At 71.4% G+C, this 26,685-nt stretch carries 28 protein-coding genes and 1 tRNA gene; 16 read left to right on the forward strand and 13 right to left on the reverse strand.

Annotated elements, in window-relative coordinates; all coding sequences use genetic code 11:
• Positions 1 to 262 precede the first annotated feature (262 nt).
• Complete coding sequence (locus AB0L95_RS02280) at positions 263 to 937, forward strand: DUF6230 family protein (RefSeq protein WP_365155530.1); 675 nt, start codon at positions 263 to 265, stop codon at positions 935 to 937.
• Positions 937 to 1,356 (forward strand): DUF6114 domain-containing protein, encoded by a 420-nt coding sequence (locus tag AB0L95_RS02285; protein WP_365155533.1) that lies wholly within the window; start codon positions 937 to 939, stop codon positions 1,354 to 1,356. Before AB0L95_RS02280 ends, AB0L95_RS02285 begins: the two co-directional genes overlap by 1 nt.
• A 140-nt stretch (positions 1,357 to 1,496) precedes the next feature.
• Here the strand turns inward: AB0L95_RS02285 and AB0L95_RS02290 are convergent, their stop codons facing one another.
• The 3 genes from AB0L95_RS02290 to AB0L95_RS02300 all read right to left on the reverse strand — a co-directional run bounded on the left by AB0L95_RS02290 (position 1,497) and on the right by AB0L95_RS02300 (position 3,546).
• The gene (locus AB0L95_RS02290; RefSeq protein ID WP_365155535.1) at positions 1,497 to 2,297 is read right to left on the reverse strand and encodes a VOC family protein; all 801 of its coding nucleotides are present in this window, start codon (positions 2,295 to 2,297) and stop codon (positions 1,497 to 1,499) included.
• A gap of 163 nt (positions 2,298 to 2,460) precedes the next feature.
• Complete coding sequence (locus AB0L95_RS02295) at positions 2,461 to 2,931, reverse strand: hypothetical protein (RefSeq protein WP_365155538.1); 471 nt, start codon at positions 2,929 to 2,931, stop codon at positions 2,461 to 2,463.
• Between the two features lie 123 nt (positions 2,932 to 3,054).
• Positions 3,055 to 3,546 carry an ATP-binding protein gene (locus tag AB0L95_RS02300; protein WP_365155541.1) on the reverse strand — a complete coding sequence of 164 codons (492 nt, stop codon included), beginning with the start codon at positions 3,544 to 3,546 and terminating at the stop codon, positions 3,055 to 3,057.
• Between the two features lie 293 nt (positions 3,547 to 3,839).
• Between AB0L95_RS02300 and AB0L95_RS02305 the strand changes: the two genes are divergently transcribed.
• Positions 3,840 to 4,715 carry a helix-turn-helix transcriptional regulator gene (locus AB0L95_RS02305; protein WP_365155544.1) on the forward strand — a complete coding sequence of 292 codons (876 nt, stop codon included), beginning with the start codon at positions 3,840 to 3,842 and terminating at the stop codon, positions 4,713 to 4,715.
• Between the two features lie 92 nt (positions 4,716 to 4,807).
• Positions 4,808 to 5,623, forward strand: a complete 816-nt coding sequence (locus AB0L95_RS02310; RefSeq protein WP_365155547.1) for an SAM-dependent methyltransferase — start codon at positions 4,808 to 4,810, stop codon at positions 5,621 to 5,623.
• A 337-nt stretch (positions 5,624 to 5,960) separates the two neighbouring features.
• Here the strand turns inward: AB0L95_RS02310 and AB0L95_RS02315 are convergent, their stop codons facing one another.
• Positions 5,961 to 6,920: an ABC transporter substrate-binding protein gene (locus AB0L95_RS02315; protein ID WP_365155550.1), complete on the reverse strand. Its 960-nt coding sequence runs from the start codon at positions 6,918 to 6,920 to the stop codon at positions 5,961 to 5,963.
• Positions 6,921 to 7,348: 428 nt separating this feature from the next.
• Here AB0L95_RS02315 and AB0L95_RS02320 point away from each other — a divergent pair, with 428 nt between their 5' ends.
• The 4 genes from AB0L95_RS02320 to AB0L95_RS02335 are packed head-to-tail and all read left to right on the forward strand — an operon-like array spanning position 7,349 to position 11,371.
• Positions 7,349 to 9,841, forward strand: coding sequence for an ATP-binding protein (locus tag AB0L95_RS02320; RefSeq protein ID WP_365155553.1), 2,493 nt, complete (start codon positions 7,349 to 7,351; stop codon positions 9,839 to 9,841).
• On the forward strand, positions 9,838 to 10,314 hold the full coding sequence (locus tag AB0L95_RS02325) for a roadblock/LC7 domain-containing protein (protein WP_365155556.1): 477 nt from the start codon (positions 9,838 to 9,840) through the stop codon (positions 10,312 to 10,314). Before AB0L95_RS02320 ends, AB0L95_RS02325 begins: the two co-directional genes overlap by 4 nt.
• Before the next feature lie 36 nt (positions 10,315 to 10,350).
• Positions 10,351 to 10,785, forward strand: coding sequence for a DUF742 domain-containing protein (locus AB0L95_RS02330; protein ID WP_365155559.1), 435 nt, complete (start codon positions 10,351 to 10,353; stop codon positions 10,783 to 10,785).
• Positions 10,772 to 11,371 carry an ATP/GTP-binding protein gene (locus AB0L95_RS02335; RefSeq protein WP_365155562.1) on the forward strand — a complete coding sequence of 200 codons (600 nt, stop codon included), beginning with the start codon at positions 10,772 to 10,774 and terminating at the stop codon, positions 11,369 to 11,371. Before AB0L95_RS02330 ends, AB0L95_RS02335 begins: the two co-directional genes overlap by 14 nt.
• A 53-nt stretch (positions 11,372 to 11,424) precedes the next feature.
• Here AB0L95_RS02335 and AB0L95_RS02340 read toward each other — a convergent pair whose 3' ends face one another.
• The 5 genes from AB0L95_RS02340 to AB0L95_RS02360 all read right to left on the reverse strand — a co-directional run bounded on the left by AB0L95_RS02340 (position 11,425) and on the right by AB0L95_RS02360 (position 15,196).
• The gene (locus tag AB0L95_RS02340) at positions 11,425 to 12,093 is read right to left on the reverse strand and encodes an ABC transporter permease (RefSeq protein ID WP_365155566.1); all 669 of its coding nucleotides are present in this window, start codon (positions 12,091 to 12,093) and stop codon (positions 11,425 to 11,427) included.
• Complete coding sequence (locus AB0L95_RS02345; RefSeq protein ID WP_365155569.1) at positions 12,090 to 12,806, reverse strand: ABC transporter permease subunit; 717 nt, start codon at positions 12,804 to 12,806, stop codon at positions 12,090 to 12,092. Before AB0L95_RS02345 ends, AB0L95_RS02340 begins: the two co-directional genes overlap by 4 nt.
• Positions 12,803 to 13,969 (reverse strand): ABC transporter ATP-binding protein, encoded by a 1,167-nt coding sequence (locus AB0L95_RS02350; protein ID WP_365155572.1) that lies wholly within the window; start codon positions 13,967 to 13,969, stop codon positions 12,803 to 12,805. Before AB0L95_RS02350 ends, AB0L95_RS02345 begins: the two co-directional genes overlap by 4 nt.
• A gap of 185 nt (positions 13,970 to 14,154) precedes the next feature.
• Positions 14,155 to 14,637, reverse strand: a complete 483-nt coding sequence (locus AB0L95_RS02355) for a molybdopterin-dependent oxidoreductase (protein ID WP_365155575.1) — start codon at positions 14,635 to 14,637, stop codon at positions 14,155 to 14,157.
• A gap of 160 nt (positions 14,638 to 14,797) precedes the next feature.
• Positions 14,798 to 15,196: a VOC family protein gene (locus AB0L95_RS02360; protein ID WP_365155578.1), complete on the reverse strand. Its 399-nt coding sequence runs from the start codon at positions 15,194 to 15,196 to the stop codon at positions 14,798 to 14,800.
• Positions 15,197 to 15,289: 93 nt separating this feature from the next.
• Here AB0L95_RS02360 and AB0L95_RS02365 point away from each other — a divergent pair, with 93 nt between their 5' ends.
• The 3 genes from AB0L95_RS02365 to AB0L95_RS02375 all read left to right on the forward strand — a co-directional run bounded on the left by AB0L95_RS02365 (position 15,290) and on the right by AB0L95_RS02375 (position 17,872).
• Positions 15,290 to 16,279 (forward strand): YafY family protein, encoded by a 990-nt coding sequence (locus AB0L95_RS02365; RefSeq protein ID WP_365155581.1) that lies wholly within the window; start codon positions 15,290 to 15,292, stop codon positions 16,277 to 16,279.
• 76 nt (positions 16,280 to 16,355) lie between these two features.
• Entirely contained in the window at positions 16,356 to 17,729 is a 1,374-nt protein-coding gene (locus AB0L95_RS02370) for a hypothetical protein (protein ID WP_365155584.1), read from the forward strand.
• Positions 17,730 to 17,796: 67 nt separating this feature from the next.
• Positions 17,797 to 17,872: transfer RNA gene (locus AB0L95_RS02375), tRNA-OTHER, on the forward strand.
• Between the two features lie 156 nt (positions 17,873 to 18,028).
• Here AB0L95_RS02375 and msrB read toward each other — a convergent pair.
• From msrB to AB0L95_RS02395, 4 genes are all read right to left on the reverse strand, one after another.
• Positions 18,029 to 18,442 (reverse strand): peptide-methionine (R)-S-oxide reductase MsrB, encoded by a 414-nt coding sequence (msrB, locus tag AB0L95_RS02380; RefSeq protein WP_365155587.1) that lies wholly within the window; start codon positions 18,440 to 18,442, stop codon positions 18,029 to 18,031.
• A 14-nt stretch (positions 18,443 to 18,456) separates the two neighbouring features.
• Positions 18,457 to 19,845: a UDP-N-acetylmuramate--L-alanine ligase gene (gene murC / locus AB0L95_RS02385; RefSeq protein ID WP_365156477.1), complete on the reverse strand. Its 1,389-nt coding sequence runs from the start codon at positions 19,843 to 19,845 to the stop codon at positions 18,457 to 18,459.
• An 84-nt stretch (positions 19,846 to 19,929) separates the two neighbouring features.
• Entirely contained in the window at positions 19,930 to 20,403 is a 474-nt protein-coding gene (locus tag AB0L95_RS02390) for an indole-3-glycerol phosphate synthase (protein WP_365155590.1), read from the reverse strand.
• Positions 20,404 to 20,588: 185 nt separating this feature from the next.
• Positions 20,589 to 21,431 (reverse strand): pyrimidine reductase family protein, encoded by an 843-nt coding sequence (locus AB0L95_RS02395; RefSeq protein ID WP_365155593.1) that lies wholly within the window; start codon positions 21,429 to 21,431, stop codon positions 20,589 to 20,591.
• A gap of 37 nt (positions 21,432 to 21,468) precedes the next feature.
• On the opposite strand from AB0L95_RS02395, the gene zapE reads away from it, so the two are divergent.
• The 5 genes from zapE (at position 21,469) to AB0L95_RS02420 (ending at position 26,561) form a co-directional block, all read left to right on the forward strand.
• Positions 21,469 to 22,569, forward strand: a complete 1,101-nt coding sequence (gene zapE, locus AB0L95_RS02400) for a cell division protein ZapE (RefSeq protein WP_365155596.1) — start codon at positions 21,469 to 21,471, stop codon at positions 22,567 to 22,569.
• A gap of 165 nt (positions 22,570 to 22,734) precedes the next feature.
• Positions 22,735 to 23,118, forward strand: a complete 384-nt coding sequence (locus tag AB0L95_RS02405) for a hypothetical protein (protein WP_365155599.1) — start codon at positions 22,735 to 22,737, stop codon at positions 23,116 to 23,118.
• A 144-nt stretch (positions 23,119 to 23,262) separates the two neighbouring features.
• Entirely contained in the window at positions 23,263 to 23,844 is a 582-nt protein-coding gene (locus AB0L95_RS02410; protein WP_365155602.1) for a carbonic anhydrase, read from the forward strand.
• Between the two features lie 8 nt (positions 23,845 to 23,852).
• Entirely contained in the window at positions 23,853 to 25,310 is a 1,458-nt protein-coding gene (locus AB0L95_RS02415; RefSeq protein ID WP_365155604.1) for a SulP family inorganic anion transporter, read from the forward strand.
• Positions 25,311 to 25,481: 171 nt separating this feature from the next.
• Positions 25,482 to 26,561 carry a slipin family protein gene (locus AB0L95_RS02420; protein WP_365155606.1) on the forward strand — a complete coding sequence of 360 codons (1,080 nt, stop codon included), beginning with the start codon at positions 25,482 to 25,484 and terminating at the stop codon, positions 26,559 to 26,561.
• The last annotated feature ends 124 nt before the right edge of the window (positions 26,562 to 26,685 follow it).

Genomic DNA, 26,685 nt, shown 5'->3' on the forward strand with positions numbered 1-26,685 from the left:
CAGGCCAGGTGGGAACAGGTAGGCCGGAGCGGGCCCTCGACACCCCTCCCCCACAGGTGCCACACAACCGGCACCCTTCTGCCACAACTCCCTTGACCCTTCATGTAACCCCGGGTAACTTCCTCGTCGGTAACTGCCGCGCCACGAGAAAGCCCTTGCACGCGACGGGACGTGTGAGGAGGCGTCGCGCGGCAGCCGCTGTCCGCGCCAGGACATCGCGCCGGTGAAGCCTTCCCCGCACTGCCTATGCCCAGGAGCAGACATGGCCTCGTCCTCGGATGCCACGGCGTCCCCCGATTCCACTCCCGACCACCCGGAAAGCGGTTCCGCCGCCGGGTCGCCCGCAAGACACGGGCGGGTCCGCCTGCGCCGCGCCGCGGTGATGGCGGTGCCTGCGACCGTGCTCGCCGCGGGGCTCGCGATCATGACGGCCCAGGGCGCGCTGGGTGTGCAGTTCGCGATCTCCGGTATGCCCTTCACGGTCACCGCCACCGACCTGGACGGCACCGGCTTCGAGCAGTTCGGCAACCTCCGCTACATGGCGGACGACAGCCCGAACGCCGGCGACACCGGCGGCCAGGTGCTGGTCGTCACCTCCGTGGTGAAGAACGCGAAGCTCACGAAGCTGTGCCAGAGCGTCGACCTGGGCGGGACCAACCTCTACATCACCGCGGGCGACGGCAAGGACAAGGTGATCGCCACCGATCTGACCACCGATTCCACCGCGATGTCCGGCAACGCCGAGTTCCACGGCATCGAGATCGGCAACGACGCGAGCACCCTCGACAAGGGTGGGGTGCAGGGCGCCAAGGGCGTCTTCAGTCAGCAGGCCGACACCGTGCACATCGACAACCTGCGGCAGACCAACTACGCCACCACGGCCGGTGTGTTCACGCTGCCCAACCTCCACCTCAGCTTCCACGACTCGGGGTGCTGATGTCCGGCCGGGCGAGGTCCGCCTTCCAGCGCTGGCGGGGGAACCGCCCCTTCTGGGGCGGAGTGCTGCTCGCGCTGGGCGGGGCGGAGATCCTTCTCACCGAGAAGGCGCCGTTGAAGGTGGTCATGCACATCGGCATCCAGGGTCTGGCGGGCTATCTGCTGCCGACGGTGATGCTGCTGTGCGGACTGCTGCTCCTCCTCAACCCCGCGCAGCGGCTCTTCTACTCGCTCATCGGCGTCCTGGTGTCCCTCGGCACCTGGCTCACGTCCAACCTCGGCGGGTTCCTGATCGGGCTGCTGCTGGGCGCGGCGGGCAGCTGTCTGGCGTTCGGCTGGCTGCCGGACCAGGAGCCACGCCGACGCCTGCTGCGCCGCCATCGGTCGGCGTCCCCCACCGCCGACTCGGCCGCGTCCTGAGCCCCCCCCACGGGGCCCCGCCGGTTCACACCGTCGGGGTCCCGGGGAGCCAGGCCCGACCGCCGCGCATGCGCTCGGAGACGACCACTCGAGCGCTCCCGCTCCGACTGCTTGAGCGCTCCCGCTCCGAGTTGAGCCCTTCACCGTTCGAGCTTGGAGGTCACCGTGAAGCGGGCGCCGTCCGGGTCCGCCAGGACCGCCTCCTCCGCGCCCGCCTCCCACTGCAGTACCTCGCCGCCATGCGTGCGGGCGGTCCGTACACAGGCGGCGACGTCGGCGACCGCGAAGTTCACCTGCCAGTGCGGGCGGATCGTGGGGTCCGGCGCCGACTCCACGGCCCCCGAGTGGATCCGCGCCACCACCACTCCCCCGCTGCGCAGCACGACCTCGTCACCGTCGTACTGCACCTCGCAGCAACCCTGGCGCGCGGTGGCCCAGTCGAGGACCTCCCCGTAGAAGATGGCGGCGTCGAAGGCGTTGCGCGTGTGCAGCCGTATGAAGGTGGGGGCGGCCTCGTGCCACCGCTCCCAGTCCGTCACGAGCCGGCCCTCCCAGATGCCGAAGACGGCCCCGTCGCGGTCCGCGAGGAGGGCCGCCCGGCCGGGCGGCAGGGAGAGCGGGCCGACGGCTGTCGTACCGCCGCGTTCGCGGCAGCGGGCCGCGACGTCGTCGGCGCTCGGGACCGCGAAGTACACGGTCCAGGACACCGCCATCTGCCACATCGAGGCCACGGCCGCGATCCCGGCGACGGGCACGCCGTCCACCAGCGCCACCCTGAACCGGTCGCCGAGGCTGTTCGGCCGCCACTCCCAGCCGAACACGGCGCGGTAGAACTCCTCCGTGGTCTCGACATCGCGCGTGGTCAGGCTGACCCAGCACGGCGCGCCGAAGACCGTGCCGCTGGAGACTCCCCCCTTGCCGCTCGTCTCGTTCTCGGCCATGCCCACACACCGCCCGGTTTCGAGGGGGAGGCGCCGGCCACCTCCCCCGTCGCTAGCTCAGGGCATCCGGGTACCCCGATCGCGCCCCTGCAAGGATGCGCCACGGGAGGCCGGACGTCATCCGGAGAGGGACCGGGCGAGACGCCTGAGGCCCGGAACCGCCTCAGGCGCCGACCCCCGGGAACCAGTGCGGAACGCTGCCGGTCAGGCGGCAGGCCAGGAAGTACAAGGGGATGGGCGGTGTGTACGGAGAGTCATCGCCCGGGTGGTGGATCAGCAGCGGCCGGCCGGCCCGGGGGCCGCTCCAGGAGGGGTCGGCGAGCGGTGCGTCCGTCGCCGGGCCGGCGGAGGGCCCCAGGCGCGCGCCGACCGCGTAGGACGTCGACGGCGGCCAGGTGATCCCGATGTCCGAGCCCGCCGGGACGATCCACCACCAGCGCAGGTCGTCGGCGAAGACACAGCCGACGCGGGGCAGCGAGTTCATGATCTTCTCGCCGTGTTCCCGGGGGATGCCCACGGCGTCGTGACCCAGGGTGGCGGCCAGGTCATCGGGCAGGACGAGCTGCCCGGCGGGGGCGGACGGCCGGTCGGGGGACGGATGCGGCAGCGGGTCGCAGACGCGCAGTCGATTCATGGGGGGAGTCCTTGGTGCTCATGCGCCTCCGGGGCCGTGCGCCGGGGTGGAGGGGGCCGGGTGCACTCCCCCTCTCCCCACCGGTGCGCCCCGTCGGCTCGGTCGGCCGGGTGGGGGACGGGCCTAAGAGTGCGGGGCGGGCGGCGGGCCGGTCGCGATCACCTCGCCGGGTTCCGGGGCCAGCTCGGCCCAGACGACGCGCCCGGACCCGTGCGGGGCGTCAAGCACACCCCACTCGCTGCTCAGCGCGCCGACCAGGACCAGCCCACGGCCGCCCTGGTCGTCCGGGCCGGGGCAGCCCCGGGCGGGCACGGTGCCGCTGAGGCTCTGGTCCTCGACCTCGACGCGCAGCCGGTGGCCGTCGGTGCTCACCCGGCACAGGACACGTTCGCTCGCGGTGTGCAGCACCACGTTGGTGACGAGTTCGGAGACCACGAGGACGGCGTTGTCGCCCGTGCCCGCGCCGGTGCCCCAGCGGCGGAGCAGCCCGCGGACACTGCTGCGGGCCGCGCCGACCGCGGACGGGACGGCCGGAAGGTCGAAGACACCCGATCTACGGGGGAACGCGCCCGCGGGAAGGCGGGCGGAGGACTGGGGGAGGGAGGGCGGAGCCATCGCCGTACGCCTTTCGTCTGCCTGGGCACCCTGGCCGGTGCCCCGCCGCCGGACACCCGGACGCGTGCCCCGTGTCCCTCGCGCCGCGTGTACCGACGCACAGCTCCGTCTCCCCCAACCGAGCTGCTCAGCCGCTTCGTTCATCGGCTTCCGGCGACAGGAACACTCTGGCATCCGCCAACAGCGGCTCGCAACCGACAAGTTGAAAATTGCAATTCAAGAGGTGCATGCTGCTTCGGTCGGCGGCCGATCGTGACGGACGGCGGCCGTGCATCCCGTGCGAGGGGGTAGGCATGACGGCGGAGACCGACTGGGGCGGTGCCCCCACCGTCCTGCGCATGATCCTCGGCCGTCAGCTGGAGGAGCTGCGGACCCGGGCCGGACTGAGCTACGAACAGGCCGGCGAGGCGATCGGCGTCAGCCACTCCACCATCCGCCGCATGGAGGCCGCCAAGGTGGCGCGGCTGCGGCTCGCCGACGCGGAGAAGCTGCTCCAGACGTACGGCGTCACGGACCGGCTGGAGATCGACACCTTCCTGAAGTCGGTCCGCGAGGCCAACAAACGCGGCTGGTGGCACACCTACCGCGATGTGCTCCCGGACTGGTTCGACGCGTATCTGAGCCTGGAGCAGGCTGCACTGCAGATCCGGGCGTACGAGCCGGAGTTCGTGCCCGAGCTGCTGCAGACCGAGGACTATGCGCGTGCCCAGCTGAGCGCCGCCGACCCGCACGCCCCAGCCGAGGCGACCGAGCGGCGGGTGGCGCTGCGCATGCGGCGCCAGGAGCTGCTGGCGCGGCCCGCGCCGCCGCGCGTATGGGTCGTGCTGGACGAGACGGTGTTGCGCTGGCCGGTCGGCGGCAGGGAGGTGATGCGCGGTCAGATCGACCGTCTGAGCGCGATGAACGCGCTCCCCCATGTCACCGTGCAGATCATGCCGTTCGGCAACGGCCCGCATCCGGCCCTGCGTTCCGGCGCGTTCCACCTCTTCCGGTTCAGGGCGCCCGAGCTGCCGGACATCGTGTATCTGAGCGGCCTCGTGGGCGCGGTCTACCTCGACAAGACCGACGATGTCGTCGTCCACCGCGAGGCCCTGGACCGACTGGGCGCGCAGGCCGCGCCCGCGAAGAAGACCGAGGCCGTCCTCGGCGCGATCCGCGAGGAGTGGTGAGGTGCAGCAGCAGCTGTACGCAGCTGTGTGCCGTCCCACGCGCCCGGCGCCTTTCACCCCGACCCCCACCACCCCCGACACAGGAGGCAGCGTTGTCCGACAACGGATGGCCGGCCGACCGCATCGACACCGACAGCGCCCATTCGGCGCGTATCTACGACTACATCCTGGGCGGTAAGGACTACTACCCGGCCGACCGGGAGGCGGGCGATGCCATGACCCGGGAATGGCCCGCCCTGCCCGTCCATATGCGGGCCAACCGCGACTGGATGAACCGGGCGGTGCGCCGGCTCGCCGAGCGGGAGGGGATGCGCCAGTTCCTGGACATCGGCACCGGCATCCCCACCTCCCCCAACCTCCATGAGATCGCCCAGTCGGTGGCCCCCGAGTCCCGGGTGGTCTACGTCGACAACGACCCGATCGTGCTCACCCTCTCCCAGGGCCTGCTGGCCAGCACGCCCGAGGGGAGGACCGCCTACGTCGAGGCCGACTTCCGCGACCCGGAGACGATCCTCGGGGCCCCGGAGTTCCGCGAGACCCTCGACCTCACCCGGCCGGTCGCCCTCACGGTCATCGCCATCGTCCACTTCATGCTGGACGAGGACGACGCGGTGGGGATCGTACGGCGGTTGCTGGAACCGCTGCCGTCCGGCAGCTGTCTGGCGATGACCATCGGCACGGCCGAGTTCGCGCCGCAGGAGGTGGGGCGGGTCGCGCGCGAGTACGCGGCGCGCAACATGCCGATGCGGCTGCGGACGATCGACGAGGCCCATGAGTTCTTCGAGGGACTGGAGTTGATGGAGCCCGGCATCGTGCAGGTGCACAAGTGGCACCCTGACGGCACGGGCGAGCAGGGGATCCGGGACGAGGACATCGCGATGTACGGAGCGATCGCCCGGAAGCCGTGAGTTCCGCGGCGGCCGCTGTAACTCCGCGGGCCCGACGAGGAGTTCCGCGGCCGCCGTCACGGCGACACCAGTTCGCAGGCCAGGACGTGCGACAGGCTTCGACCGCCCTCAGGGTCTGGCGGGCGGCCCGGGAGGCGGGCCGACCGCCTCTTCCGGGCCGTGCGTCCGGACCGCCGGGCGCGCCCGCGGCGGCGCCGCCGCGGGCGCGGCGGGCCGGGCCGTGTCGTCGGCGAGGCGGACCGCCCCGCCGACGTCGAGGCAACTGCCGTCCAGGAGGACGCGGGGGACCGTGTCCCCGGGCGGGGGCGTCCGCGTCGGCCCGTCCGCGGCGGACGGGTCAGTCCAGGCCGGCCGACTTCAGCCAGGCCTTGGCGACGTCGAGCGGGTCCTTGTTGTCGAGCTGCACCTGGCTGTCCAGGTCGAGCAGGGCCGCGGTGTCGAGCTTGGCCGAGACCGCGTTGAGCGCCTCGACGCCCTTCTGGGACAGACCCGACTTGTAGACCAGCGGCTGTACGTTCTCGAACCCGAAGAGGTTCTCCGGGTCCTGCAGGACGACGAACTTCTCCTTGGAGATGGTCGGGTCCGTGGTGAACAGGTCCGCGGCCTGCACGGTGTTCTTCTGCAGCGCGGCCTGGGTCAGCGGGCCGCCCGCGTCGAGCGCCTTGAAGGACTTGAACTCCAGCCCGTAGACGTCCTTCAGGCCGGCCAGGCCCTGGTGCCGGGTCTGGAACTCCGGCGAGGCGCCCATGACCAGGTCCTTGGCGATGCTCTTCAGGTCCGTGATGCCGGACTTGCCGGTGAGGTGGTACTTCTGCGCGGTGGCCGCGTTGACGGTGACGGAGTCCTTGTCCTGCGCGGGCGCCGGGTCGAGCAGCGTCAGCTTGGAGTCGAGCTTGGCGTTGATCGCGGCCGTGGTGGCGGCGACCGTCTTCGGGGCCGCCTTCTTGTCGAGATAGGCCAGCAGGGCGCCGTTGTACTCCGGCAGGACCGTGATGGAGCCGTTCTTGAGCAGGCCGTAGGTGGTCTCGCGGCTGCCGATGTTGGGCTTGTAGCTGACCTTGACACCCTTGGCCTTGAGGGCCTCACCGTAGATGTCGGCGAGCAGGATGCTCTCGGCGAAGTTGTTGGAGCCCACGACGACGCTGTCGCCGCCCGCCTGGCCGCCCCCGAGCGGGTTGTCGGACGTGTCGGAGGACGAGGAACACCCCGCGAGCAGTGCCGCCGTGGCGGCGAGGGCGACAGCGGCCGCGCCGGGGATTCTCCTGCTGGACGTGCTGGTGTTCGCGGTAGAAGTCACGATTCCCGTTCCGGGCTGGGGAGGGTGAGGCAGGGCTTGGCAGAGCTGTGCGGAGATGCGGGCACCGCACCCACCGATCCAAGCCAGCCGGTTCTCGGTCAGTCAAGTCCATTCTGGTCACGATTGACTTCAACGCAGAGCCAGTTGTGAATGACCGGTTGTGAAGGAGTGACGCGCGGACCGGAACGGAACCGGGCGCTCTTTGTAATGGATTCTTGACGTAGGGCGATCGGATGTGTGGCCTGATGAGGCGGTAGTCTCCGGACGTCGGCGACGGGCTGTGGTGCGGGCCGGCATCGGCGTTCCAGGCCGCCGCATACCGTTCTGTGTCGACCACGTCCGGTTCCGATGGTGACCCGGGTCGACCGGTCAGTGTCACTTTCCTGTGCAATCCTCGCGCGCCCTGAGCGGCCTTCGAAGGAGGCTTGGTGTCCACGAACGAGGTGGACGCGCCGGCCCGGCCGGCGCCGTCGTCGCCGCGGGCCGGCCTGAGCGGCTTCGCCGACCGATGGCCGTTCAGGCGCAAGCTCAACGTCCTCGTCGGCGTCCCGCTCGCGGTGGTCGCCGTACTGCTCGCCTACCTCATCACCGACCTGTTGCAGCAGTCGAGCAGCGCCGAGTCCGCGGCCCGGCTCGTCCGGGACAGCACCCAGGTCGCACGGCTCGTCGACCGGCTGGAGGCAGAGCACCAGCAGGCCGTCCTGCTCTCCGTACGGTACGAGGCCACCTTCGACGGCGGCACCCCCTCCCTGTCCGGCTACCGCGACGCCCAGCGGGCCGTCGACGCCCAGATCCGTACCGTGCGCAGTACCTTCGGTGACCGGCTGCCGGCGACGGAGGACCAGGCCCTGAAGCAGGTCGAGGGCCTCGCCAGCCTGCGTGAGCGCGTCGAACAGAGCTATCTGCCCGCCGACAGCATCGACCCGGCCTACACCAACACCGCCAAGGGCCTGATCGACGGACTCGCTCTGGAGCGCAACGCGGATCTCGCGACGAGCTTCACCGGCAATCTGCTCGACTCCCTGCTGCGCGCCGATGCCGCCCACGCGGCCTTCGAGACCGGCGTGTTCTCGGCGACGACCGGGGACGCCAACGCGCTCATCGAGTTCACGGGCGCGGTCGGCTCCCACGAGCTGTACACCTACCAGGCCGACCGCTTCGGGCGGTTCGCCGCCGATGACCAGACGGACGAGCTGTCCGGCATGGAACACAACGCGGCCCAGCGGGACATCACGCAGGCGTACGCCGGGCTCCAGATCGACCCCAGCGGGCTGCAGGCCGGCACCACGGCGCAGGTCCGGCAGACGTTCCTGAACGCGCTGAGCGACTACCCAGCCTTCCCGAAGCAGGCCGACAGCCGGCTCAGGATCACCGCCTCGCTGATCCAGCAGATCGCCGACCGGGCCGAGGGCGCCTCGAACACGGCGCAGTGGCGGGCGGGACTGCTGCTCAACCTCGCGCTGATCGGCGCCGTCGTCTGGATCGCTTTCTCCGTGGCGGTGCGCCGCTCGGTGGTCCGCCCGGTGCAGGCCCTCACCGCCGCCGCGCAGCAGGTCGCGGAGGTCGCAGGCCGCGAACTCGCCCGCGTGGCCGACGACGACGCCGAGGACGACGGCCCGCCCCGGCTGCGGGAGATGCCCGTCACCGCGCGCGACGAGATCGGCGAACTGGCCGAGGCGTTCAACCATGTGCAGACCACCGCCGCCGCGCTGCTGGAACGCCAGGTGCTCAGCCGCCGCAACGTCGCCGAGATGTTCGGCAACGTCGGACGCCGCGTCAGCAATCTGACGACCCGCCAGCTGTCCCTGATCGACGCGGTGGAGCGGGGCGAGACCGATCCCGCGCTGCTGGAACGCCTCTACTCCATCGACCACATCGCCGTGCGCCTGCGCCGCAACGCCGACAGCCTGATGCTGCTCGCCGGCATCCGCGAGACGGTCCTGGACTCGGGCCCCACCGCGCTCACCAATGTCGTACGGGCCGCTCTCGGCCAGATCGAGGGCTTCCAGCGGGTGCTGCTGCGGGGCGGGACCGAGGTCCTGGTGGAGCCCGACATCATCGGCGATCTGACCCTGATGGTCGCCGAACTCGTGGAGAACGCCGTCTCGTTCTCGCCCGCGGGCAGCTTCGTCGAGGTCATGGTGGCCGAGGGCGCCGAGGGCGCGGTGGTCTCGGTCGCCGACCACGGCCTGGGCATGAGCGCCGAGCGGCTGGCCGAGGAGAACGCCCGGCTGGTCCGCCGCGAGCGCCTGGACGTCGTCCCGACCAAGGTGCTCGGTCTGTTCGTCGTGGGTACGCTGGCGCGCCGCTGGGAGGTCGGGGTCGTGCTGTCCCGTACCCCCGGCGGTGGTGTCACGGCGACGGTCGAGATCCCCTCGTCGCTGCTACTGAGGATGAGTCCGGTGAGCGCCCCGACGGCCGGCGCCGCGGCGACCCTCACCTCCGCGCCGGTACCCGCGTCCGCCGTGTCCGGGCCGGTGCCCGCGCGGGCCGCCGTGGCGAAGGACATGACGCCCGCGCGAGCGACCGGCACCATCGCCCGGGACCCCGCGGCCACGGGATCCGAGCCCGCCCCCGGGAACGGGACGGGGTCCCTGCCCCGGAGGGTCCCCCGCCGCGATCCCGGCCCGGACCCGGAACCGGGCACGTCCCGGCCGCTGCGCCGTCGCGTCCGGGGTGCGACGCTGCGGAGCACCGCCGATGCCGCCGAGCGGGCGGCATGGCAGATCTCCCGGCCCGCCGACGCGGACGCCGTACGCGCCGCGGTCGAGGAGTTCGACGCGGCGGTGGAGCGCGCGCACCGCGACAGCCCCGCCCCGCGCCGTTCGTACGGCACACACGACATGCACCGCACACACCACTCGCAGGACCCGCACGACCCGCACGACCAGAACCACCTCCCGGAAGGAGCGGAGCAGTGAGCACGTCGACAGGTGACACCCCCGCAGAGGGCACCACGCCGGCCGACCTCCAGGCCGCCGCAGCCGACTTCACCTGGCTGCTCAACCGTTTCGCCACGGAGACAGCGGGCGTCGTCGACGCCATCGCGGTGTCCTCGGACGGACTGCTCATCGCCGTCTCCGAACTGCGCGAGCCCGCCGACTCGGAGCGGCTCGCCGCCATCGTCTCCGGCATCACCAGCCTGGCCGCCGGCGCTTCCGGCAACTACGGCCTGGGCGGCCTCAACAAGGTCATCATCGATCTGGAGGGCGGCCATGTGCTGGTCTCGGCGATCGGCAGCGGTGCCGTGCTCGGCGTCGTCACCGACAAGGAGGCCAAGCTGGGCAACATCGCCTACGAGATGACCCTGTTCGCCAACCGTGCCGGTGCCGCGCTCAGCCCCCAGCTCGTGCTGGAACTGAAGAACAGCGTCGGCGCCGCGTCGACGGGGTGACCGGTCTCCGCCCGGTCGAGGAAGGAAGTAGCACCCATGGCGGACGGCCGCAGTGCGCGCGGCGCCGGCGAGGAAGACGGGTCGGGGCCCGTCGGTCCCGCCCCCGCCGTGCGGCCGTTCCTGGTCACCGCCGGCCGGGTGGCGCCCACGACGTCCGGCCGGCCGGTCCCCGTCGAGACCCAGGTGGTGGCCACCGCCGCCGGCCTTGAGGCCCTCGACGGGCTGTCGTTCGAGCAGCACGACATCGTGGCCGCATGCAGACAGCCGCAGTCCATCGCGGAGATCGCGTCCCGGCTGCGGCTGCATCTGAACGTGGTCCGCGTGCTGGCCGAGGACCTGCGCGCCGCCGGGCAGTTGACGGTGCATGTGCCGCAGGCCGACGTCACCCACCAGGCATCCGTTCTGCGCAGGGTTATCGATGGCCTCCGGGCCGTTCCCGACTCCCGGGGGGTACTCCGTGACACCGACTGAACCCGTCCCCCGCGGTGCCGGGACGCAGACCGCCGTACGACCGCCGCTGCCGGTCAAGATGGTGATCGCGGGCGGATTCGGGGTGGGCAAGACCACCGCCGTCGGCTCGATCTCCGAGATCGAGCCGCTCACCACCGAGGCGGCCATCACCGAGGTCGCGGCGGGCGTGGACGACCTCACGCACACCCCGCGCAAGACCACGACCACGGTCGCGATGGACTTCGGCTGCATCACCATCGACCCGACCCTGAAGCTGTATCTGTTCGGCACGCCCGGCCAGGAGCGGTTCGGGTTCATGTGGGACGACATCGTGGAGGGCTCGGTCGGCGGACTCGTCATCGTCGACACCCGTCGCCTCGACGACTGCTACGCGGCCGTGGACTACTTCGAGCACCGCGGGATCCCGTTCGCGGTCGCCCTCAACGCCTTCGACGGCAAGGTGGAGCACGACGTGGACGAGGTCCGCTGGGCGCTGGACGTCGCCGCGCACGTCCCGGTCCTCGTCTTCGACGCGCGGGAGCGCGGCTCGGTGCGGGACGCGCTGCTCGTCGTACTGGAGCAGGCGCTGGCCCGTACGGAGGCATGAGCCGGACGGACGAGGGCCCGGAGGATGTTCCCTCCGGGCCCTCGTACCTGCCGTCAGGCGCTTCTGCGCACCCCGGGCGACACGGCGGTCCGCGCCACCGCCCAGAACACGCCGAGGGTCACCAGCGCCAGTACGGCCACCAGCGTGGCGCCGCCCACGACCTTCTCGTAGTCGCGCTGGTAGAGCCCGTCGACGATGTACCGGCCGATGCCGCCGAGGCTGACGTAGGCGGCGATGGTGGCCGTGGACACGATCTGGATGGCCGCCGAGCGCAGACCGCTCAGGATCAGCGGCAGCGCGACGGGCACCTCGACCTGGAAGAGGATCCGCGGCTCGGTCATCCCCATGCCCCGCGCGGCGTCCACGGGTGACGGGTCGACGGAGCGCACGGCCTCGTACGTGGTCACCAGGATCGGCGGTACGGCGAGCACGACCAGCGGGATCATCACGGGCAGCAACCCGAACCCGAGCAGGATGAACATCAGCACCAGCAGGCCGAAGCTGGGGAGCGCCCGGGCGGCGGTGGCGATCAGGGCGAGCGTGTTGCCGCCGCGTCCGGTGTGACCGGTGATCAGGCCGACCGGCAGCCCGATCGCGGCGGCGACGGCGAGCGCGATGAGCGAGTACCGGACGTGTTCGAGCAGGCGGTGCGGGATGCCGTCGTAGCCGTGCCAGTGGGCGCTGTCGCTGAAGAAGGCGTTGACGAAGTGGAGTACGTTCACCGGACGGCCTCCTCCAGGGCGGGCAGGGCCCGTTCGGGCCGGGCCTCGGCGCCCTTCGCCCGTCCGCGGCCCGTGCCCCGCGGCATCCAGGGGGTCAGCAGGACGCGTACGAGGACCAGCAGGCCGTCCGCGAGGATGGCGAGGACCGCCGTGGTGAGCACGGAGTTCCAGGCCAGCTCGGGCCGGTGGTAGATGTTCGCGTCGTTGAGCAGGTTGCCCAGCGCGCCCTGGTTGCCGATCAGCATGCCGACGCTGACCAGGCTGATGCTGGACACGGTCGCGACCCTCAGGCCCGCGAGAATGGCGGGCACGGCGATCGGCAACTGCACCTGGACATAGCGGCGCAGCGGCCCGAAGCCCATGGCGGCGGCCGCGTCGAGGGTCTCCTGGGGCACCGAGCGGACACCGTCGACGATCGCCGGGACCAGGACGACCAGGCTGTAGACGGCCAGCGGGATCATGACGGTCAGCTCGGTCTGGCCGGTGTAGTCGATGAGGACGACGAAGAAGGCCAGCGACGGGATGGCGTAGAGCACGGTCGTCACGCCGAGCACCGGCGGGTACAGCCAGCGGAACCGCACGCACAGCTGGGCGATCGGCAGGGCCGCGGCCAGGCCGGCCAGGACGGGCAGCAGGGCCTCCCGCAGATGCAGCCCGATCAGGCCGAGCCAGCTGTGCTGGAGGTCGCTCGGGATGTCGAAGAACCGGTTCATCCGGCGGCCTTCTCCTTCCGTGCGTCCTCCCGCTTGTCGTCCCGCCCGTCCACCGGCGCGCCCGCGGCATGGGCGCTGCGGATGGCCTCGCCGACGGTCTGCTGCGACACGACGCCCGCCACCCGGCCCTCGCCGTCCACGGCGACCGCCCAGCCGGTGGGCGACAGCACGGCGCCGTCGAGCGCGGCACGCAGCGAGTCCCGGCCATGGACGAACGGCCGCCCGTACGGCAGCAGTCGCTCCGGCGCGATGTCCCCCGCGACCAGCTTCTCCGGCTCGCTCCAGCCGAGCGGCCTGCCGTCGAGGTCGGTGACGAGAAGGTACGGCGCCTCCGGGGTGGTGCGGGAGGCGATCTGTTCGGCGGTGGAGTCGACGGCGACGATCGGGGTCTTCGTCAACGCCAGTTCCCCGGAGGCGAAGAAGGACAGCCGCCGAATGCCCCGGTCCGTACCGAGGAAGTCCTCCACGAAGGAGTCGGCCGGGGCGGAGAGCAGTTCGGCGGGCGGGGCGAACTGGGCGAGCCGGCCACCGGTGCGCAGCACGGCGACCATCGTGCCGAGCCGGATCGCCTCGTCGATGTCATGGGTGACGAAGACGATGGTCTTGCCCAACTCGTCCTGGATCCGGAGGAGTTCCTCCTGAAGGCCCTTGCGTACGATCGGGTCGACGGCGGAGAACGGCTCGTCCATCAGCAGCACCGGCGGGTCCGCGGCGAGCGCCCGCGCCACGCCGACGCGCTGCTGCTGTCCGCCGGAGAGCTGATAGGGGTAGCGCTTGGCGAGCGACACGTCGAGGCCGACCCGATCCATCAGCTCCCGGGCGCGCGTGCGGGCACGGTCCCTGCCCCAGCCGAGCAGCCGGGGCACGGTCGCGATGTTGTCGACGATGGTGCGGTGCTGGAAGAGGCCCGCGTTCTGAATGACGTAACCCATGGACCGGCGCAGCGAGTTCACGGGCTGCCGGCCGATGTCGACGCCGTCGATGGTGATCGTGCCCTCGCTCGGCTCGATCATCCGGTTGATCATGCGGAGGGTCGTGGTCTTGCCGCAGCCGGAGGGGCCGACCAGGACGGTGATCGAGCGGTCCGGTATCTCCAGGGACAGCCGGTCGACCGCCACCGTGCCGTCCGGGTACCGCTTGGTGACTGAATCTATCCGTATCAAAGCGCCGAATACCCTTCGGGTGTGGCAGGAGCGGCCCGATCCCCGGCCGATGTCGCACGGACCGTTGCGGGGAGAGTGTAGACGGCGAGTGTTGCGGCTTCATGGCGGGTGACCTGGCAGTCGGCCCCACGGGAGCGATCAGAGGCAGCCGCCCGCGCCCTGCGCCGGGAGCGCCGCCGTCGCCGTCAGGCCCACGCCTGGAAGGCGCCGTCCACCCGGATCGCGTTGACGCCGCTGACGTACCGCGCCCCGCAGCGGTCCTGGGGCAGCACCAGTTGGGGCCCCGCCCGGTCGAGCGGGGTGTCGTCGATGCTGCCCGCGAGCAGCACGGGCGCATGCCCGAAGTCGGGGTCGATCTCGGCCCAGGACAACAGCACATGATGACCGTCCGCGCCCCTCACGGCGATCAGGAAGCGGAGCCGGTCCTTGCGCCGGGCGGGGTCGAAGCCGGGGCCCGCGGCGGACAGCACGTCGTACAGCAGCGGGCCGGTGAACCGGTGTCGCCGTACGCCGCTGGTGGCGCATTCGAAGGTCACCCCCAACCGGTGCTGGGGCCAGGCGCCGAGGTCGGGCACGGTCAGCCGGACCGGGCGCGCGAGGTCCCCGGTCAGCGCGAGCACCGCCGCCGGTCCGGTGCCGACGGCCGGCCCCACGGGGGACGGGCTCACGGGCCACCACCTCCGTGGGCAACGGTACCCAGGCAGCACGCCCTCACAAACGCATCCGCCCGCCGAAACGCGAGAAGACCCTGGCCCCTGCGGCAGGGGTAGGGCCTTCTTCCTCGCAGATACGGCTACGCGAGCCGTCCGATGTCAGCCGTGTCCGGCGTCAGCGAGCGAACTTCTCGATGGCGGCCGGGGTGACCGGGGTGAAGAAGTTGACGAGATTGCCGTCGGGGTCGCGGAAGAGCAGCGACCGATTGCCCCAGGGCATCGTGGTGGGCTCGTTGACGAAGTCGGCGACAAAGCCGGTCAGGTTCCCGTGCACGCGGTCCACGTCGTCGACGAGGAACTCGATGATCACGCTGTGGTTGTCCGCCGGGCGGCCGGCCCCCGGAGCGAACAGTGGGACGGTGCGGGTGCCGGCGATCGCGAGGGTGGCGCTGGGGGTGTTGAGTTCGGCGAAGTCCTCGGTGGCCCATGTCGCCAGTACCCCTGTGGCCTTCTCGTAGAACTCGACGAGGCGCGCGACGTCGCCGGTGATGATGCGGATCGAAACGAAGTCCATGGTGATCTCCCAGGTTGATGGAGCCGCTGCGATCCGCAGACTAGGACAAATAGTGGACAGAATCGGTCCGGTATTCGCGTTAAGCTCCGAATCATGTCTCGACCTACCGGGCGCGTGCTGACTCTCCTGGAGCTGCTGCAGTCGGGCGGCGTCCGGACGGTGGCCGAACTCGCCGACCGGCTCGGCGTCGACGGACGGACCGTGCGGCGGTATGTGGACCAGCTGATCGACCTCGACGTGCCGGTGGAGGCGGTGCGGGGCCGCTACGGCGGGTACCGGCTCGCCCCCGGACACCGCTTGCCTCCGCTCATGCTCAGCGACGACGAGGCGCTCGCCGCACTGCTCGGCCTGGTCGCCGGCCGCCGAACGGGGCTGATGACGACGTCGGACACGGCGAGCGAGACGGCAGCGGCCAAGATCCGCAGGGTGCTGCCCGAGCGCTTGGCCCGCAGGCTGGACACGGTCCTGGAATCCCTCGCATTCACAGCTCCGCCCGGCGAGTTCGCAAACCCGGACGCCGAGGTCCTGCTCACCGTCGCCGATGCGGTACGCCACCGACGACCGGTCTCGATCAGATACACCGACCGGGACGGCCGACACAGCGAACGCCAGCTGCACGCGTACGGGATCGTCGCCCATTCGGGCCGGTGGTACGTCACGGGCACGGATCCCGGGATCGGCGAGGACCGGACCTTCCGGCTCGATCGCATCGCGAGCGCGAGAATCCTGCCCGGCTCGTTCGAAGCGCCCGCCGGACTCGAGCCGGCACAACGCCTGTTGGCAGGGTTCGCCACGGCTGAGTACCGGTATGCGGTGACGTTGCGGATCCAGGGGACGGTCGATCAGATCCGCGCCCGCCTTCCGGCCGGCGTTGCGAGCCTTGAGGAGCCTGCTCCCACGGCAGGCGCGGATCCGGCGACCGAGCGTTGGCTGCGAGTCGAGCTACGGGCGGAAAGCCTCGACTGGCTGCCGCCGGTACTCGCCTCGCTTGACCGGCCGTTCGTCATCGAGCGCCCCGATGAACTGCGCGACCTCGTCATCGCGTTCGCTGACCGCCTTGCCTCCTGCGCCCGTCAGGCCTGAAAGGAGGGAACCGATGTCATGAGACGGCACAATTAACCGGTGGAGGTCCCGTACGCGTGATGGCAGGGTGTGCCGTATGCCGTCGCACCACACCGAGCAACTGCTGCGCGAATTGCATGCCTCGCTCGGTCTCCGCAAGCGTCCCGAGGACATGGCCCAGCTGATCCAGGACCTCTTCGCCGCCCGGCAGGTCACGCTGGATCCTGCCACCGCCGCGGCTCTGGAGAAGGCCTCTGCGCATTCGCTGCGCATGCTGTGGCACGGCTACACCTCCATGCTCGAGGAGTTCGCGCAGCCCATCGGCGCGCGGCGGCAGCTCCACCGCGCAGCGACGCTGTTCGCCTCCGTGCCCGACCTCCCGGAGGGAACCGGGGAAGATCCTTCGGAGATCGAGGCGGTCATCCGCCGGGCCGGCGAGGAGATCTGTCGGCAGTACGGGGAGAACGACTTCGGCCTGGACCGGCTGAATCGCGCCGAGCGCGCCGCAGCCGGCATCAGCGAGATCTCCAAGCGCCAGTACAACAAGCGTTTCCGGCTGCTGCGGCGGATGGAGGCGAAAATGGGCCGGCTCATCCACGAGCAGCGCCGCCGCGAGGTCACCATGACCGGCAAAGGCGCGCTGGCCCACACCCTGCCGTACGACCTCTTCGCCGCCGATCCGGACACCGCAGCCTTCATCGCCTACTTCACTGCCCGCGCGAACATGCGCAGCATCTTCACCAACGGCACACAGCGCCGCCCGTACGACGAGGTCGCCGACGCGCTCTTCGGACGCCTGCGTGCGGCGCCCGAGCAGACGAACTGGTACGCCGTCGCTCACGTACACCCCACCGCCGAGGTGCTGGGGCACGTGTCCGACGAGGAGCTGGTCCGGCTCCTCGTCCGCTGGAACCGCTTTCTGCGCGAGGTGGCCGAGCTGCTCGAGGACGCCTGGAACCGCTCCGGTTTCGAGCCTGAGAGCATGATCGTGCGGCGTGGCGACGATTCCTCGACTTGGAACCAGGCTGCGCAGGCCTGGAGCACCGCCCGAGCGCATTGGTTCGCGCTGATGACCGAGCTGGGCCAGGAGGAGGTCCTGAACCGCGTGTGCCCGGGCAAGGTCCCCCGGCTGATGGCGGCGGACGTGGCCTACTGGCACCGCAGGAGCGGCGGCGGCCTGCACCCCGACACGTACGTGTGGGCGGAACTGCCCCGGCCGTGGGAAGTCCTCCGGGGCGAGAAGGAGTGTCTCCGCTCCATGGTCGAGGCAGCCTGCGCGCGACACGGTGTGGACCCGGTGGTCGGCGGCTGGACCGCACCCCGGCCGGCCGCGGAGGCCGTCCGCTTCAGCCGCACGCCGGAGCTGGTGCACGGCGTGGCCGTCGGCGATCCGCTCATGGCGAGCGCTCTGCGGTCCGCCGGAGTGTTCTCGGGCCGGGGAAAGCGCGCCGCCACCGAGGAATGGCTGTGACGTTCCGGCAGTGCCGGGCCGTAAATCAGTTGCCGGGGCCGCCGCGCCTGACGAGAATCGGGACGGCGGCGAGGAAGCTCTGCGGAGGAGCGCCCGGCTCGTTCTCCGGGTGGACGTAGGTTCGAATCCTGCCCTTGCCGCCACCCTCTGCGCCCCGAGGCGAGATGCTGCTCACCGACTCGGGCACGGGCGCGGCCACCCCGCCGTCGCCCCGGAATTCGCACGAGAGCCCCGGAAACGATCAGCGTCCGGGGCTCAAGACCTCTCGGGGCCGCGGTCGTCCGCGGCCGCCGCGCCGGTCAGCCCTCGTCGGAGTCCGGGGCCAGCCGCAGAGAGATCGAGTTGATGCAGTACCTCTGGTCGGTCGGGGTCGCGTAACCCTCGCCCTCGAAGACATGCCCGAGGTGCGATCCGCAGCGGGCGCAGCGCACCTCAGTGCGGACCATCCCGTGCGAGCGGTCCTCGACCAGTTCCACCGCGTCGGTGTCCTTCGGGTCGTAGAAGGACGGCCAGCCGCAGTGGGACTCGAACTTCGTTCCCGAGGTGAAGAGTTCGGCACCACAGGCCCGACAGGAGTAGACACCCTTGGTCTTGGTGTCGGTGTACTCACCGGTGAAGGCGGGCTCCGTCGCGGCCTGACGCAAGACCGCGTACTCGGACGGGTTCAGCTCCGCGCGCCACTGCTCGTCCGGCTTCTCGACGTTGTACGCCATGCTGTGTCAGCCCCTTACTTCGACAGACGGTCCAGGATGTGCGGGCCGAGGTCGGTGACATCGCCCGCGCCCATGGTGAGAACCAGATCACCGGGCTTCACCATTCCCGCCACCGTCTCGGGGACCTCCGCCTTGTCGTGGACGGCCTGCACGTCGGCGCCCGCGGCCCGGGCCGCCGCGATGATCAGCTCGCTCGTCACGCCCGGGATGGGGTCCTCGCGGGCCGGGTAGATGTCCAGGACCACGGAGGCGTCCGCGAGGGCCAGCGCCGCGCCCATCTCCTTGCCCAGTTCCTGGGTGCGGGAGAAGAGGTGGGGCTGGAAGACGACCAGGATGCGGGAGCCGTCGGCCGCGGCCCGCATCGCCTCCAGGTCCGCGGTCATCTCCGTGGGGTGGTGCGCGTAGGAGTCGATGACCTGGACGCCGGCCTCCTCGCCCTTCAGCTGGAGGCGGCGCTTGACGCCCGTGTACGCGGCCAGGGCCGGGGCCAGCTCGGCCGGCGGGACGCCCAGCGCCACGGCCGCCGCCAGCGCCGCGACCGCGTTGTGCGCGTAGTGGCGGCCCGGGACGGAGACCGTGAAGGTCAGCTCCGCACCCTCCAGGACCACCGTCACCCGGCTCTTCAGGCCCTGCGGCACCACCGAGAGGATGCGTACGTCGGCGCCCTCCGACTCGCCGTACGTCACCGTGCGCACCGAGCCGTCCAGCCGTCGCGTCAGCTCGCGCGCACCCTCGTGGTCGGCCGTGATCACCAGTGTGCCGCCGGGCACGATCCTGCCCGCGAAGGTCTGGAAGGACTCGTAGATCTCCTCCATGGACGCGTAGTTCGCGTGGTGGTCCAGCTCGACGTTGAGGACGATCGCGACCTCGGGCGCGTACTTGTGGAAGCTGCGGTCGCTCTCGTCGGCCTCGGCGACGAAGATCTCGCCCTCGCCGTGCAGGGCGTTGGAGCCGGGGGCGTCCAGGTCGCCGCCGATGGCGTACGACGGGGCGAGGCCCAGCGCGGTGAGGGACACCGCCAGCATCGACGTGGTGGTCGTCTTGCCGTGGGTGCCGGCGACCGCGATCGGGCGCAGGCCGTCCATCAGGCGGGCGAGCGCGTCCGAGCGGTGTACCACGGGGATGCCCAGTTCCGCCGCGCGCGCCAGCTCCGGGTTGTCGGCCCGGATCGCGGAGGAGACGACCACGCAGGTGGCGTCGTCGGCGAGGTGCTCGGCGGCGTGCCCGATGTGCACGGTCACCCCCAGCGCCCGCAGGGCCTCGGCGGTCGCCGAGTCCTTGGCGTCGCTGCCCGCCACGCGGGCGCCGCGCTGCGCGAGGATCTTGGCGATGCCCGACATTCCGGCGCCGCCGATGCCGATGAAGTGCGGTCGGTCCATCGCGGTGGGAAGGCCGGGGGCCATATGGGTCTCCTGGAGGGGTACGGCGAACGTGGAGCGGCACACCACCCTAGTCGTATCGCGCGCGCGACACTTTCTCCGCGCTGCTCACGCCTTGCTGTGCGAGAACAGCTTCAGTACGGGCACGCCCACCTTGTGCCGGGCCCTGGACGCCCAGTCGCGGTGGAAGAACTCCTCCACGTAGTGCGGGTCGGTCAGCACGATCACCTCGTCCGCGTCGACCTCGTCGACCAGCCTCTTCAGCGCGTCCAACGGGTGGTCCTCGATGAGGCGGCCCTCCGCCTCGCTGCCGGCCGCCCGCAGCGCGGTCAGCGACACCTCCAGGGCCTGCTGCCCGAGGGCCGCGGCGTCCTTGCCCTCCGGGGTCTCCCGCTCGTGCGCGGCCTCGTCCAGCTCGCCGAGGGCAATGTCGTCGATGGCCCGCAGCAGGCGGTCGGCCTGGTCGCCGCGCGGCTGCAGCAGCACACGGAAGGCGACCGGCTCCTCACCGTGCAAGGTCGTCACGAACTCCACGTCGGCCGTCGTGAGGGCCTTCTCGATCATCAGTACGCTCGTGAACACGGCAGGCGCCCCTTCCTGTGAGGACCCCGCCGGGGGCCTCTGTCGTCCGTGGGCCGTAGAGGCCCTGCGGAAACCATCCTGCCCCGTGATCGCACAGGGTTGGCAAGATCTAGTGTGCCTGGGGAGGACCGCCGGGTCCGACCGGGGTCGTCCACGTCAGGTCCGGTCGCAGCGGCCGAACGCCGTCAGGTCCGGCGGTAGCGGCCGAAGAGGAATCCCTCCTCCTCCAGCAGCGACACCAGCCCGAGGCGCTCGGGCACCGCCACCGAGGGGCCCCCGGCGATCCGCTGCGCGTCACCCGCCGTAAGCATCGGGGAGACCGTCAGACACAGCTCGTCCAGGACCCCCGCGGCGATCAGCTGCCCGAGCAGACGCGGGCCGCCCTCGGTGAGCAGCCGGGTCATCCCGAGATCCGCCAGGGCGCGTACGGCGCGGGCGGGATCCACCCCCATGCCGTCCCCGGCGATCAGCACACGGGCACCCGCCCGCTCGGCCGCGGCCACCCGGTCCGGCGCCGCGGCGGCCCCGGTCAGCACCAGCGTGGGCACCAGGGGCGAGGTGAACAGCGGCCAGGAGAAGTCCAGGTCGAGACCGGCGCTGACCACGGCGATCGCCGGCGCGGGAGCCTGCCCGGCCGCCTCCCGGAGCCCCGCGAAGGCCGCACGCGCGCGTGCCGGGCGATAGCCCTCCTGCCGTACCGTCTCGGCGCCCACCAGCACGACGTCCGCGAGCCCCCGCAGCGTGCCGAAGATCCGCATGTCGGCGGCGTTGGAGATGGGCTGGGAGCGCCCCTCGTGCTGGGCGGCGCCGTCGAGGGTGGTGACCATGTTGGCGCGCAGCCAGGGCTCCCGGCCGCCTGGGCCGGGCTCGGGGTAGGCGTACGCCGCGGCCAGCTCCTGAAGGCTCCACTCCCGGTCGGCGGTGTCCGTGGCGGGGGGCCCACCCACCGGGCCGGCCTCCGCACCGCCGGGGGGCGTGTCACCGGGTCGGGGCGCTGTCTGGTCGGTCACAGGGAACAGGCGTCGCATGACGTGCAGTGTGGCACGGCCTTTAGCATGGGTAACCGTGTCCTCCTCCTCCGCCGCCACCGGGATCGAACCGATAGCCGAAGCGGTCCCGTTGTCCCTGTGCGCCCGCGAGCCGCACGTCCCCGCCGACCGGCTCGTCGCCGAGATGGTGCCGCCCCCTCGTTTCGACTCGGTCCGCTTCTCGACGTACATCCCGGACCCGAACCAGCCCAGCCAGAGCGAGGCCGTGCGCGTCCTGGAGGGCTTCGCCACGGGTCTCGGCGGGGCCCCGGCCGCGCCCGCCAGGCGCTCGTTCCTCGGCTTCGGGAAGGCGAAGTCCCCCAAGGCCCCGGCCGGCCCCCGCGGTGTCTACCTCGACGGCGGCTACGGCGTCGGCAAGACCCATCTGCTCGCCTCCCTGTGGCACGCCACCCCGGCCGAGCCCGAGCTCAAGGCCTTCGGCACCTTCGTGGAGCTGACCAACCTGGTCGGCGCGCTCGGCTTCCAGCAGACGGTCCGGACGCTCTCCGGGCACCGTCTGCTGTGCATCGACGAGTTCGAGCTCGACGACCCCGGCGACACCGTCCTCGTCTCCACCCTGCTCGGCAAGCTCGTCGAGGCGGGCGTCGCCCTCGCCGCCACCTCCAACACCCTGCCGGGCAAGCTCGGTGAGGGCCGGTTCGCCGCCGCCGACTTCCTGCGGGAGATCCAGGGCCTGTCCGCGCACTTCCGCGCGCTGCGCATCGACGGCGAGGATTACCGACACCGCGGTCTGCCCGAGGCCCCGGCGCCGTTCACCGAGGAGCAGGTCGAGAAGACGGCATACGCCACCGAGGGCGCCTCGCTCGACGCCTTCCCCGACCTCCTGGAGCACCTCGCCCGGGTCCACCCGAGCCGCTACGGCGCGCTGACCGACGGGGTGAGGGCCGTCTGCCTGACCGACGTCGGGCCGGTGCCGGACCAGTCGACGGCGCTGCGGCTGGTCGTGCTCGCGGACCGGCTCTACGACCGGGAGGTGCCGGTGCTCGCCTCCGGGCTGCCGTTCGACCAGTTGTTCAGCGAGGAGATGCTGAAGGGCGGTTACCGCAAGAAGTACTTCCGCGCGATCTCCCGTCTCACCGCTCTCGCTCGCGACGCAAAGGGTCTCGTAAAGGCGTAACAGTCCTGAACGGTTGTGCGCCGTCGGCGCGTTCCGGCCATCCTCACCTCGGTTTTTGGGCTGTCCTTTACCTGAAACGTGAAGTTAACCCTGCAAACGAGCCGGCCGGGTTAACGTGTTGGTCACGTCATCAGTGACGCACGCACACGGTGGGAAGGGGGGCGCATGGTTCGCGGCACGACGGTCCGGTGGGTGCTGACGGCGCTGTCCGTCCTCCTGCTCGCCCTGCAGCTCTTCACGCCCACCCCCTCCTTCGCCTCCGCGCACCGGACCCAGCTGACCGCCGCCGGCTCCCCGGAACCGGTCACGCACAAGCGCGCGGACGACACGGACGAGACCGTCCTCCACGGCGGGACCGGGCATCCTGCGGTCCCGGCCGGCCCGCTGCGCACCCGCGACCGTCATCGCACGGCCGTGGAGCCGGTGCCGGGGAATCCCGCGCCGATGTCGTCGGAGTGCGACGCCCCGGCCGCCCGGCCCGCCGCGCCGCACATATCCAGACCCTCGACGGCTCACACTCCCGCGGCACTCCAGGTGTTCCGCTGCTGAGCCGTCCGTCCGGTACGGACTGACAGCGCCCTCACCACGCCACGTTGGCCGAGCGCGTCGACGTGGGGCCATGTCGCCGTACCCGCATATGCCACGTTCTCGTACGCCGACGCGCCGAACGAAGCGCGCCAGGAGGAACTGACAATGCAGCCCCTCATCGATCACGCCCGTGCGCACGGACAGCGCCCCGAGGAGTTCGCCCGGCTGGCCGAGGGCCAGTCCCCGCAGGTCCTGTTCATCACCTGCTCCGACTCCCGGGTCGTGCCTGCCCTGATCACCGGAGCCCGGCCCGGTGAACTCTTCGAACTGCGCACCGCGGGCAACATCGTGCCCCCCTACGCCTCCGTGCACCCCACCAGCGAGGCGGCCACCATCGAATACGCCGTGGAGGTGCTCGGCGTCAGGGACGTCGTCGTCTGCGGCCACTCCCACTGCGGTGCCGTCGGCGCGCTGGTGCGCGGCGACGACCTCACCGCCGTCCCCGCCGTGCGCGACTGGCTGGCGCACGCCGCGCCCGAGCCGCGGGCGGCCGACGCGGAGGACCCGGCGGTCGCGGACGCCGTACAGAATCACGTGCTCGCCCAGTTGCTGCGCCTGCGGTCCTACCCGTGCGTGGAACAGCGGCTGGCGACAGGCCTGTTGCGTCTGCACGGCTGGTACTACGAGGTGCACACCGGAGCCGTGCACGAACACCGCAGCGCCACCGACACCTTCGAAGCCCTGTGAGCGGCCCGATGCGCGCATTCCCCTATCTCAGGCAGGACTTCACCGCCTCACTCGTCGTCTTCCTGGTCGCGCTCCCGCTGTGCGTGGGCGTGGCCGTCGCCTCCGGCGTGCCCGCCGAACTCGGCCTGATCACCGGCATCGTGGGCGGTCTGGTCACCGGAGTGCTACGCGGCAGCAGCCTCCAGGTGTCCGGTCCCGCGGCCGGACTGACCGTGCTGGTCTTCGAAGCGGTAAGGGAGTTCGGACTGCCGCTGCTGGGTGTGATCGTGCTCGCCACCGGTGTGCTCCAGCTGCTCATGGGCGCGCTGAGGCTCGGGCGCTGGTTCCGCGCCATCTCGGTCTCCGTCGTGGAGGGCATGCTGGCCGGCATCGGCCTGGTGCTGATCGCGGGACAGCTGTACTCCGTGCTCGGGGCGAAGGCCCCGGCCTCGGGCCCGGGCAAGATAGCCGGGCTGCCCTGGGCGCTGATCGACGCCGCGTCGAGCACCCGGACGCTGGCCTCCCTGGCCCTCGGCGCGGGCACCGTCGTCGTCCTCGTGCTGTGGAGGCACCTGCCGCGCGCGGTGCGCACGGTGCCCGGTCCGCTCGCCGCCGTGGGCCTCGCCACCCTCGCCGGCGTGGTCCTCGGACTGCCGGTGGCCACGGTCGAGGTGAAGGGGCTGCTCGGCTCGGTCCGACCGCCCTCCCTGAGCGCCTTCGGCGAGCTGGCGAACCCGGGGCTGCTCGGCACGATCGTGGCGTTCACGCTGATCGCGTCCGCCGAGTCGCTCTTCAGTGCGGCCGCCGTGGACCGGCTCCACGACGGTCCGCGCACGCAGTACAACAGGGAGTTGATGGCGCAGGGCGCCGGCAACGCGGTGTGCGGGCTGCTCGGGGCGCTGCCGATGACCGCGGTGATCGTACGCAGCGCGGCCAATGTCCAGGCGGGCGCCCGCACCAAGGCGTCACGGGTGCTGCACGGAGTGTGGCTGCTGCTGTTCGCGGCGCTGCTGCCGTCAGCGCTGGCGTACATCCCGATCCCGGCGCTGGCCGGTGTTCTCGTGTACTCCGGCGCCAAGCTGGTCCCCGTACGACCACTGGTGGCACTGTGGCGCGAGCATCGGGGCGAGGCGCTGATCCTGCTGGTCACCGCGGTGTCCATCGTGGCGATCAGCATGTTCGAGGGCGTGCTCATCGGGCTCGCGCTGGCCGTGCTGAAGACGGCGTGGGAGGCCTCGCACGTCCGGCTGGAGGTCATAGACAAGGGCGCGGGTCCCGTGCAGGCGTATCTGTCGGGCAATGCGACGTTCCTGCGACTGCCGAAGATCCTCGAAAGTCTGGAGGCGCTGCCGCAGGACCGGCCGGTGCGGCTGGATCTGGCCGGGCTGCACCATCTGGACCACGCCTGCCGTACGGCCCTGGAGAACTGGGCGGAACGGCACAGCGCGGCCGGGACGGAACCCGTCCGGTTGACGTCCGGCGGCTGAGGCCCCGGATCGCTCCCGGCCCCGACGCACAAGGGCCCGCCGGTGCCGCACCGGCGGGCCCTCGCTTCGTGAGCCCCGACGGAATTATCGTGATTATCGAGGCAAGTGCGGATGCATCCGGATATGCCGGGTGCACGGGACTGCACCGGACCTCTCGGTGAGGAGGTCGTCATGCTCTCGGAGCTGGTGGGTGCGCTGGTCGGACTCGGTGCCGTGGGGCTCGTGTACGTGTCCGCGGCGGCCCGGGTGGTCAAGCAGTACGAGCGCGGGATCGTGTTCCGCTTCGGGCGGCTGCTCAGTCCGCCGAGGCCCCCGGGCTTCACCGTGATCGTTCCCTTCGTCGACCGGCTGCAGAAGGTCAATATGCAGATCGTGACGCTGCCGATCCCCGCACAGGAGGGCATCACTCGGGACAATGTGACGGTGCGCGTGGACGCCGTCGTCTACTTCAAGGTGATCGACCCGGAGAACGCGGTCATCCAGGTCGAGGACTACCGGTTCGCGGTCTCGCAGATGGCCCAGACCTCGCTGCGCTCGATCATCGGCAAGAGCGATCTGGACGACCTGCTGTCCAACCGGGAGAAGCTCAACCAGGGCCTGGAGCTGATGATCGACAGTCCGGCCGTGGGCTGGGGCGTGCAGATCGACCGGGTAGAGATCAAGGACGTGTCGCTGCCGGACACGATGAAGCGGTCGATGGCCCGCCAGGCGGAGGCGGACCGTGAGCGCCGGGCGCGCGTCATCAACGCGGACGCGGAACTCCAGGCGTCCAGGAAGCTGGCGGAGGCCGCCGGGGTGATGTCGCAGCAGCCCGCCGCGCTTCAGCTGCGGCTGCTGCAGACCGTGGTGGCGGTCGCGGCGGAGAAGAACTCCACGCTGGTCCTGCCCTTCCCGGTCGAGTTGCTGCGCTTCCTGGAGCGGGCGCAGTCCGGGGAGGACGGGACGCACTCGGCCCTCGGCGCGCCGGTCCAGCCGGTCCAGCCGGTCCAGCCGGTCTCCGACGCTCCGGAGCAGTCGGCCGAGGGTCCGCCGACGCCCGCGAGCGGGACCGCACCGCAGCTGTCGGAGGGAGCGGCGGCGGAGCCCCCGGAGGAGGTCACCGCGACACCTGCGCACGGGCTCGCCCAGGTTCCGCTCGGCGAAGGTGCCTCGACTCCGTCGGGCGAGGCCCCTCCGGAGCTGTGGGCGGAGCCCCCGGCCGAGGACGTGCCGTCGGCCCCCGCCCCCGCCTCCGCCGCCCGCGACGACTGACCGACCGCCGCCCGCCCTCGGCCCCCCTTGCGAGGGGCCGACCGGCCGGCCGTGCGCGGCAGCCCAGCCGGGTGACTTCGCCGTCGTACCGGCCCGGCGCACCGCAGCCGGGACCGATCTCCTC

The sequence above is a fragment of the Streptomyces sp. NPDC052036 genome (assembly GCF_040680495.1).
In the GTDB taxonomy this organism is placed as follows: Bacteria; Actinomycetota; Actinomycetes; order Streptomycetales; family Streptomycetaceae; genus Streptomyces.

Coding starts and splice junctions, on each gene's coding strand:
- AB0L95_RS02360 (WP_365155578.1), bottom strand. CDS start 15,196: ATGGACTTCGTTTCGATCCGCATCATCACCGGCGACGTCGCGCGCCTC.
- murC (WP_365156477.1), bottom strand. CDS start 19,845: ATGGCCCCCGGCCTTCCCACCGCGATGGACCGACCGCACTTCATCGGC.
- AB0L95_RS02280 (WP_365155530.1), top strand. CDS start 263: ATGGCCTCGTCCTCGGATGCCACGGCGTCCCCCGATTCCACTCCCGAC.
- AB0L95_RS02395 (WP_365155593.1), bottom strand. CDS start 21,431: ATGCGACGCCTGTTCCCTGTGACCGACCAGACAGCGCCCCGACCCGGT.
- AB0L95_RS02285 (WP_365155533.1), top strand. CDS start 937: ATGTCCGGCCGGGCGAGGTCCGCCTTCCAGCGCTGGCGGGGGAACCGC.
- AB0L95_RS02370 (WP_365155584.1), top strand. CDS start 16,356: ATGCCGTCGCACCACACCGAGCAACTGCTGCGCGAATTGCATGCCTCG.
- AB0L95_RS02305 (WP_365155544.1), top strand. CDS start 3,840: ATGACGGCGGAGACCGACTGGGGCGGTGCCCCCACCGTCCTGCGCATG.
- AB0L95_RS02345 (WP_365155569.1), bottom strand. CDS start 12,806: ATGAACCGGTTCTTCGACATCCCGAGCGACCTCCAGCACAGCTGGCTC.
- AB0L95_RS02365 (WP_365155581.1), top strand. CDS start 15,290: ATGTCTCGACCTACCGGGCGCGTGCTGACTCTCCTGGAGCTGCTGCAG.
- AB0L95_RS02410 (WP_365155602.1), top strand. CDS start 23,263: ATGCAGCCCCTCATCGATCACGCCCGTGCGCACGGACAGCGCCCCGAG.
- AB0L95_RS02415 (WP_365155604.1), top strand. CDS start 23,853: ATGCGCGCATTCCCCTATCTCAGGCAGGACTTCACCGCCTCACTCGTC.
- AB0L95_RS02300 (WP_365155541.1), bottom strand. CDS start 3,546: ATGGCTCCGCCCTCCCTCCCCCAGTCCTCCGCCCGCCTTCCCGCGGGC.
- AB0L95_RS02405 (WP_365155599.1), top strand. CDS start 22,735: ATGGTTCGCGGCACGACGGTCCGGTGGGTGCTGACGGCGCTGTCCGTC.
- msrB (WP_365155587.1), bottom strand. CDS start 18,442: ATGGCGTACAACGTCGAGAAGCCGGACGAGCAGTGGCGCGCGGAGCTG.
- AB0L95_RS02420 (WP_365155606.1), top strand. CDS start 25,482: ATGCTCTCGGAGCTGGTGGGTGCGCTGGTCGGACTCGGTGCCGTGGGG.
- AB0L95_RS02295 (WP_365155538.1), bottom strand. CDS start 2,931: ATGAATCGACTGCGCGTCTGCGACCCGCTGCCGCATCCGTCCCCCGAC.
- AB0L95_RS02330 (WP_365155559.1), top strand. CDS start 10,351: ATGGCGGACGGCCGCAGTGCGCGCGGCGCCGGCGAGGAAGACGGGTCG.
- AB0L95_RS02290 (WP_365155535.1), bottom strand. CDS start 2,297: ATGGCCGAGAACGAGACGAGCGGCAAGGGGGGAGTCTCCAGCGGCACG.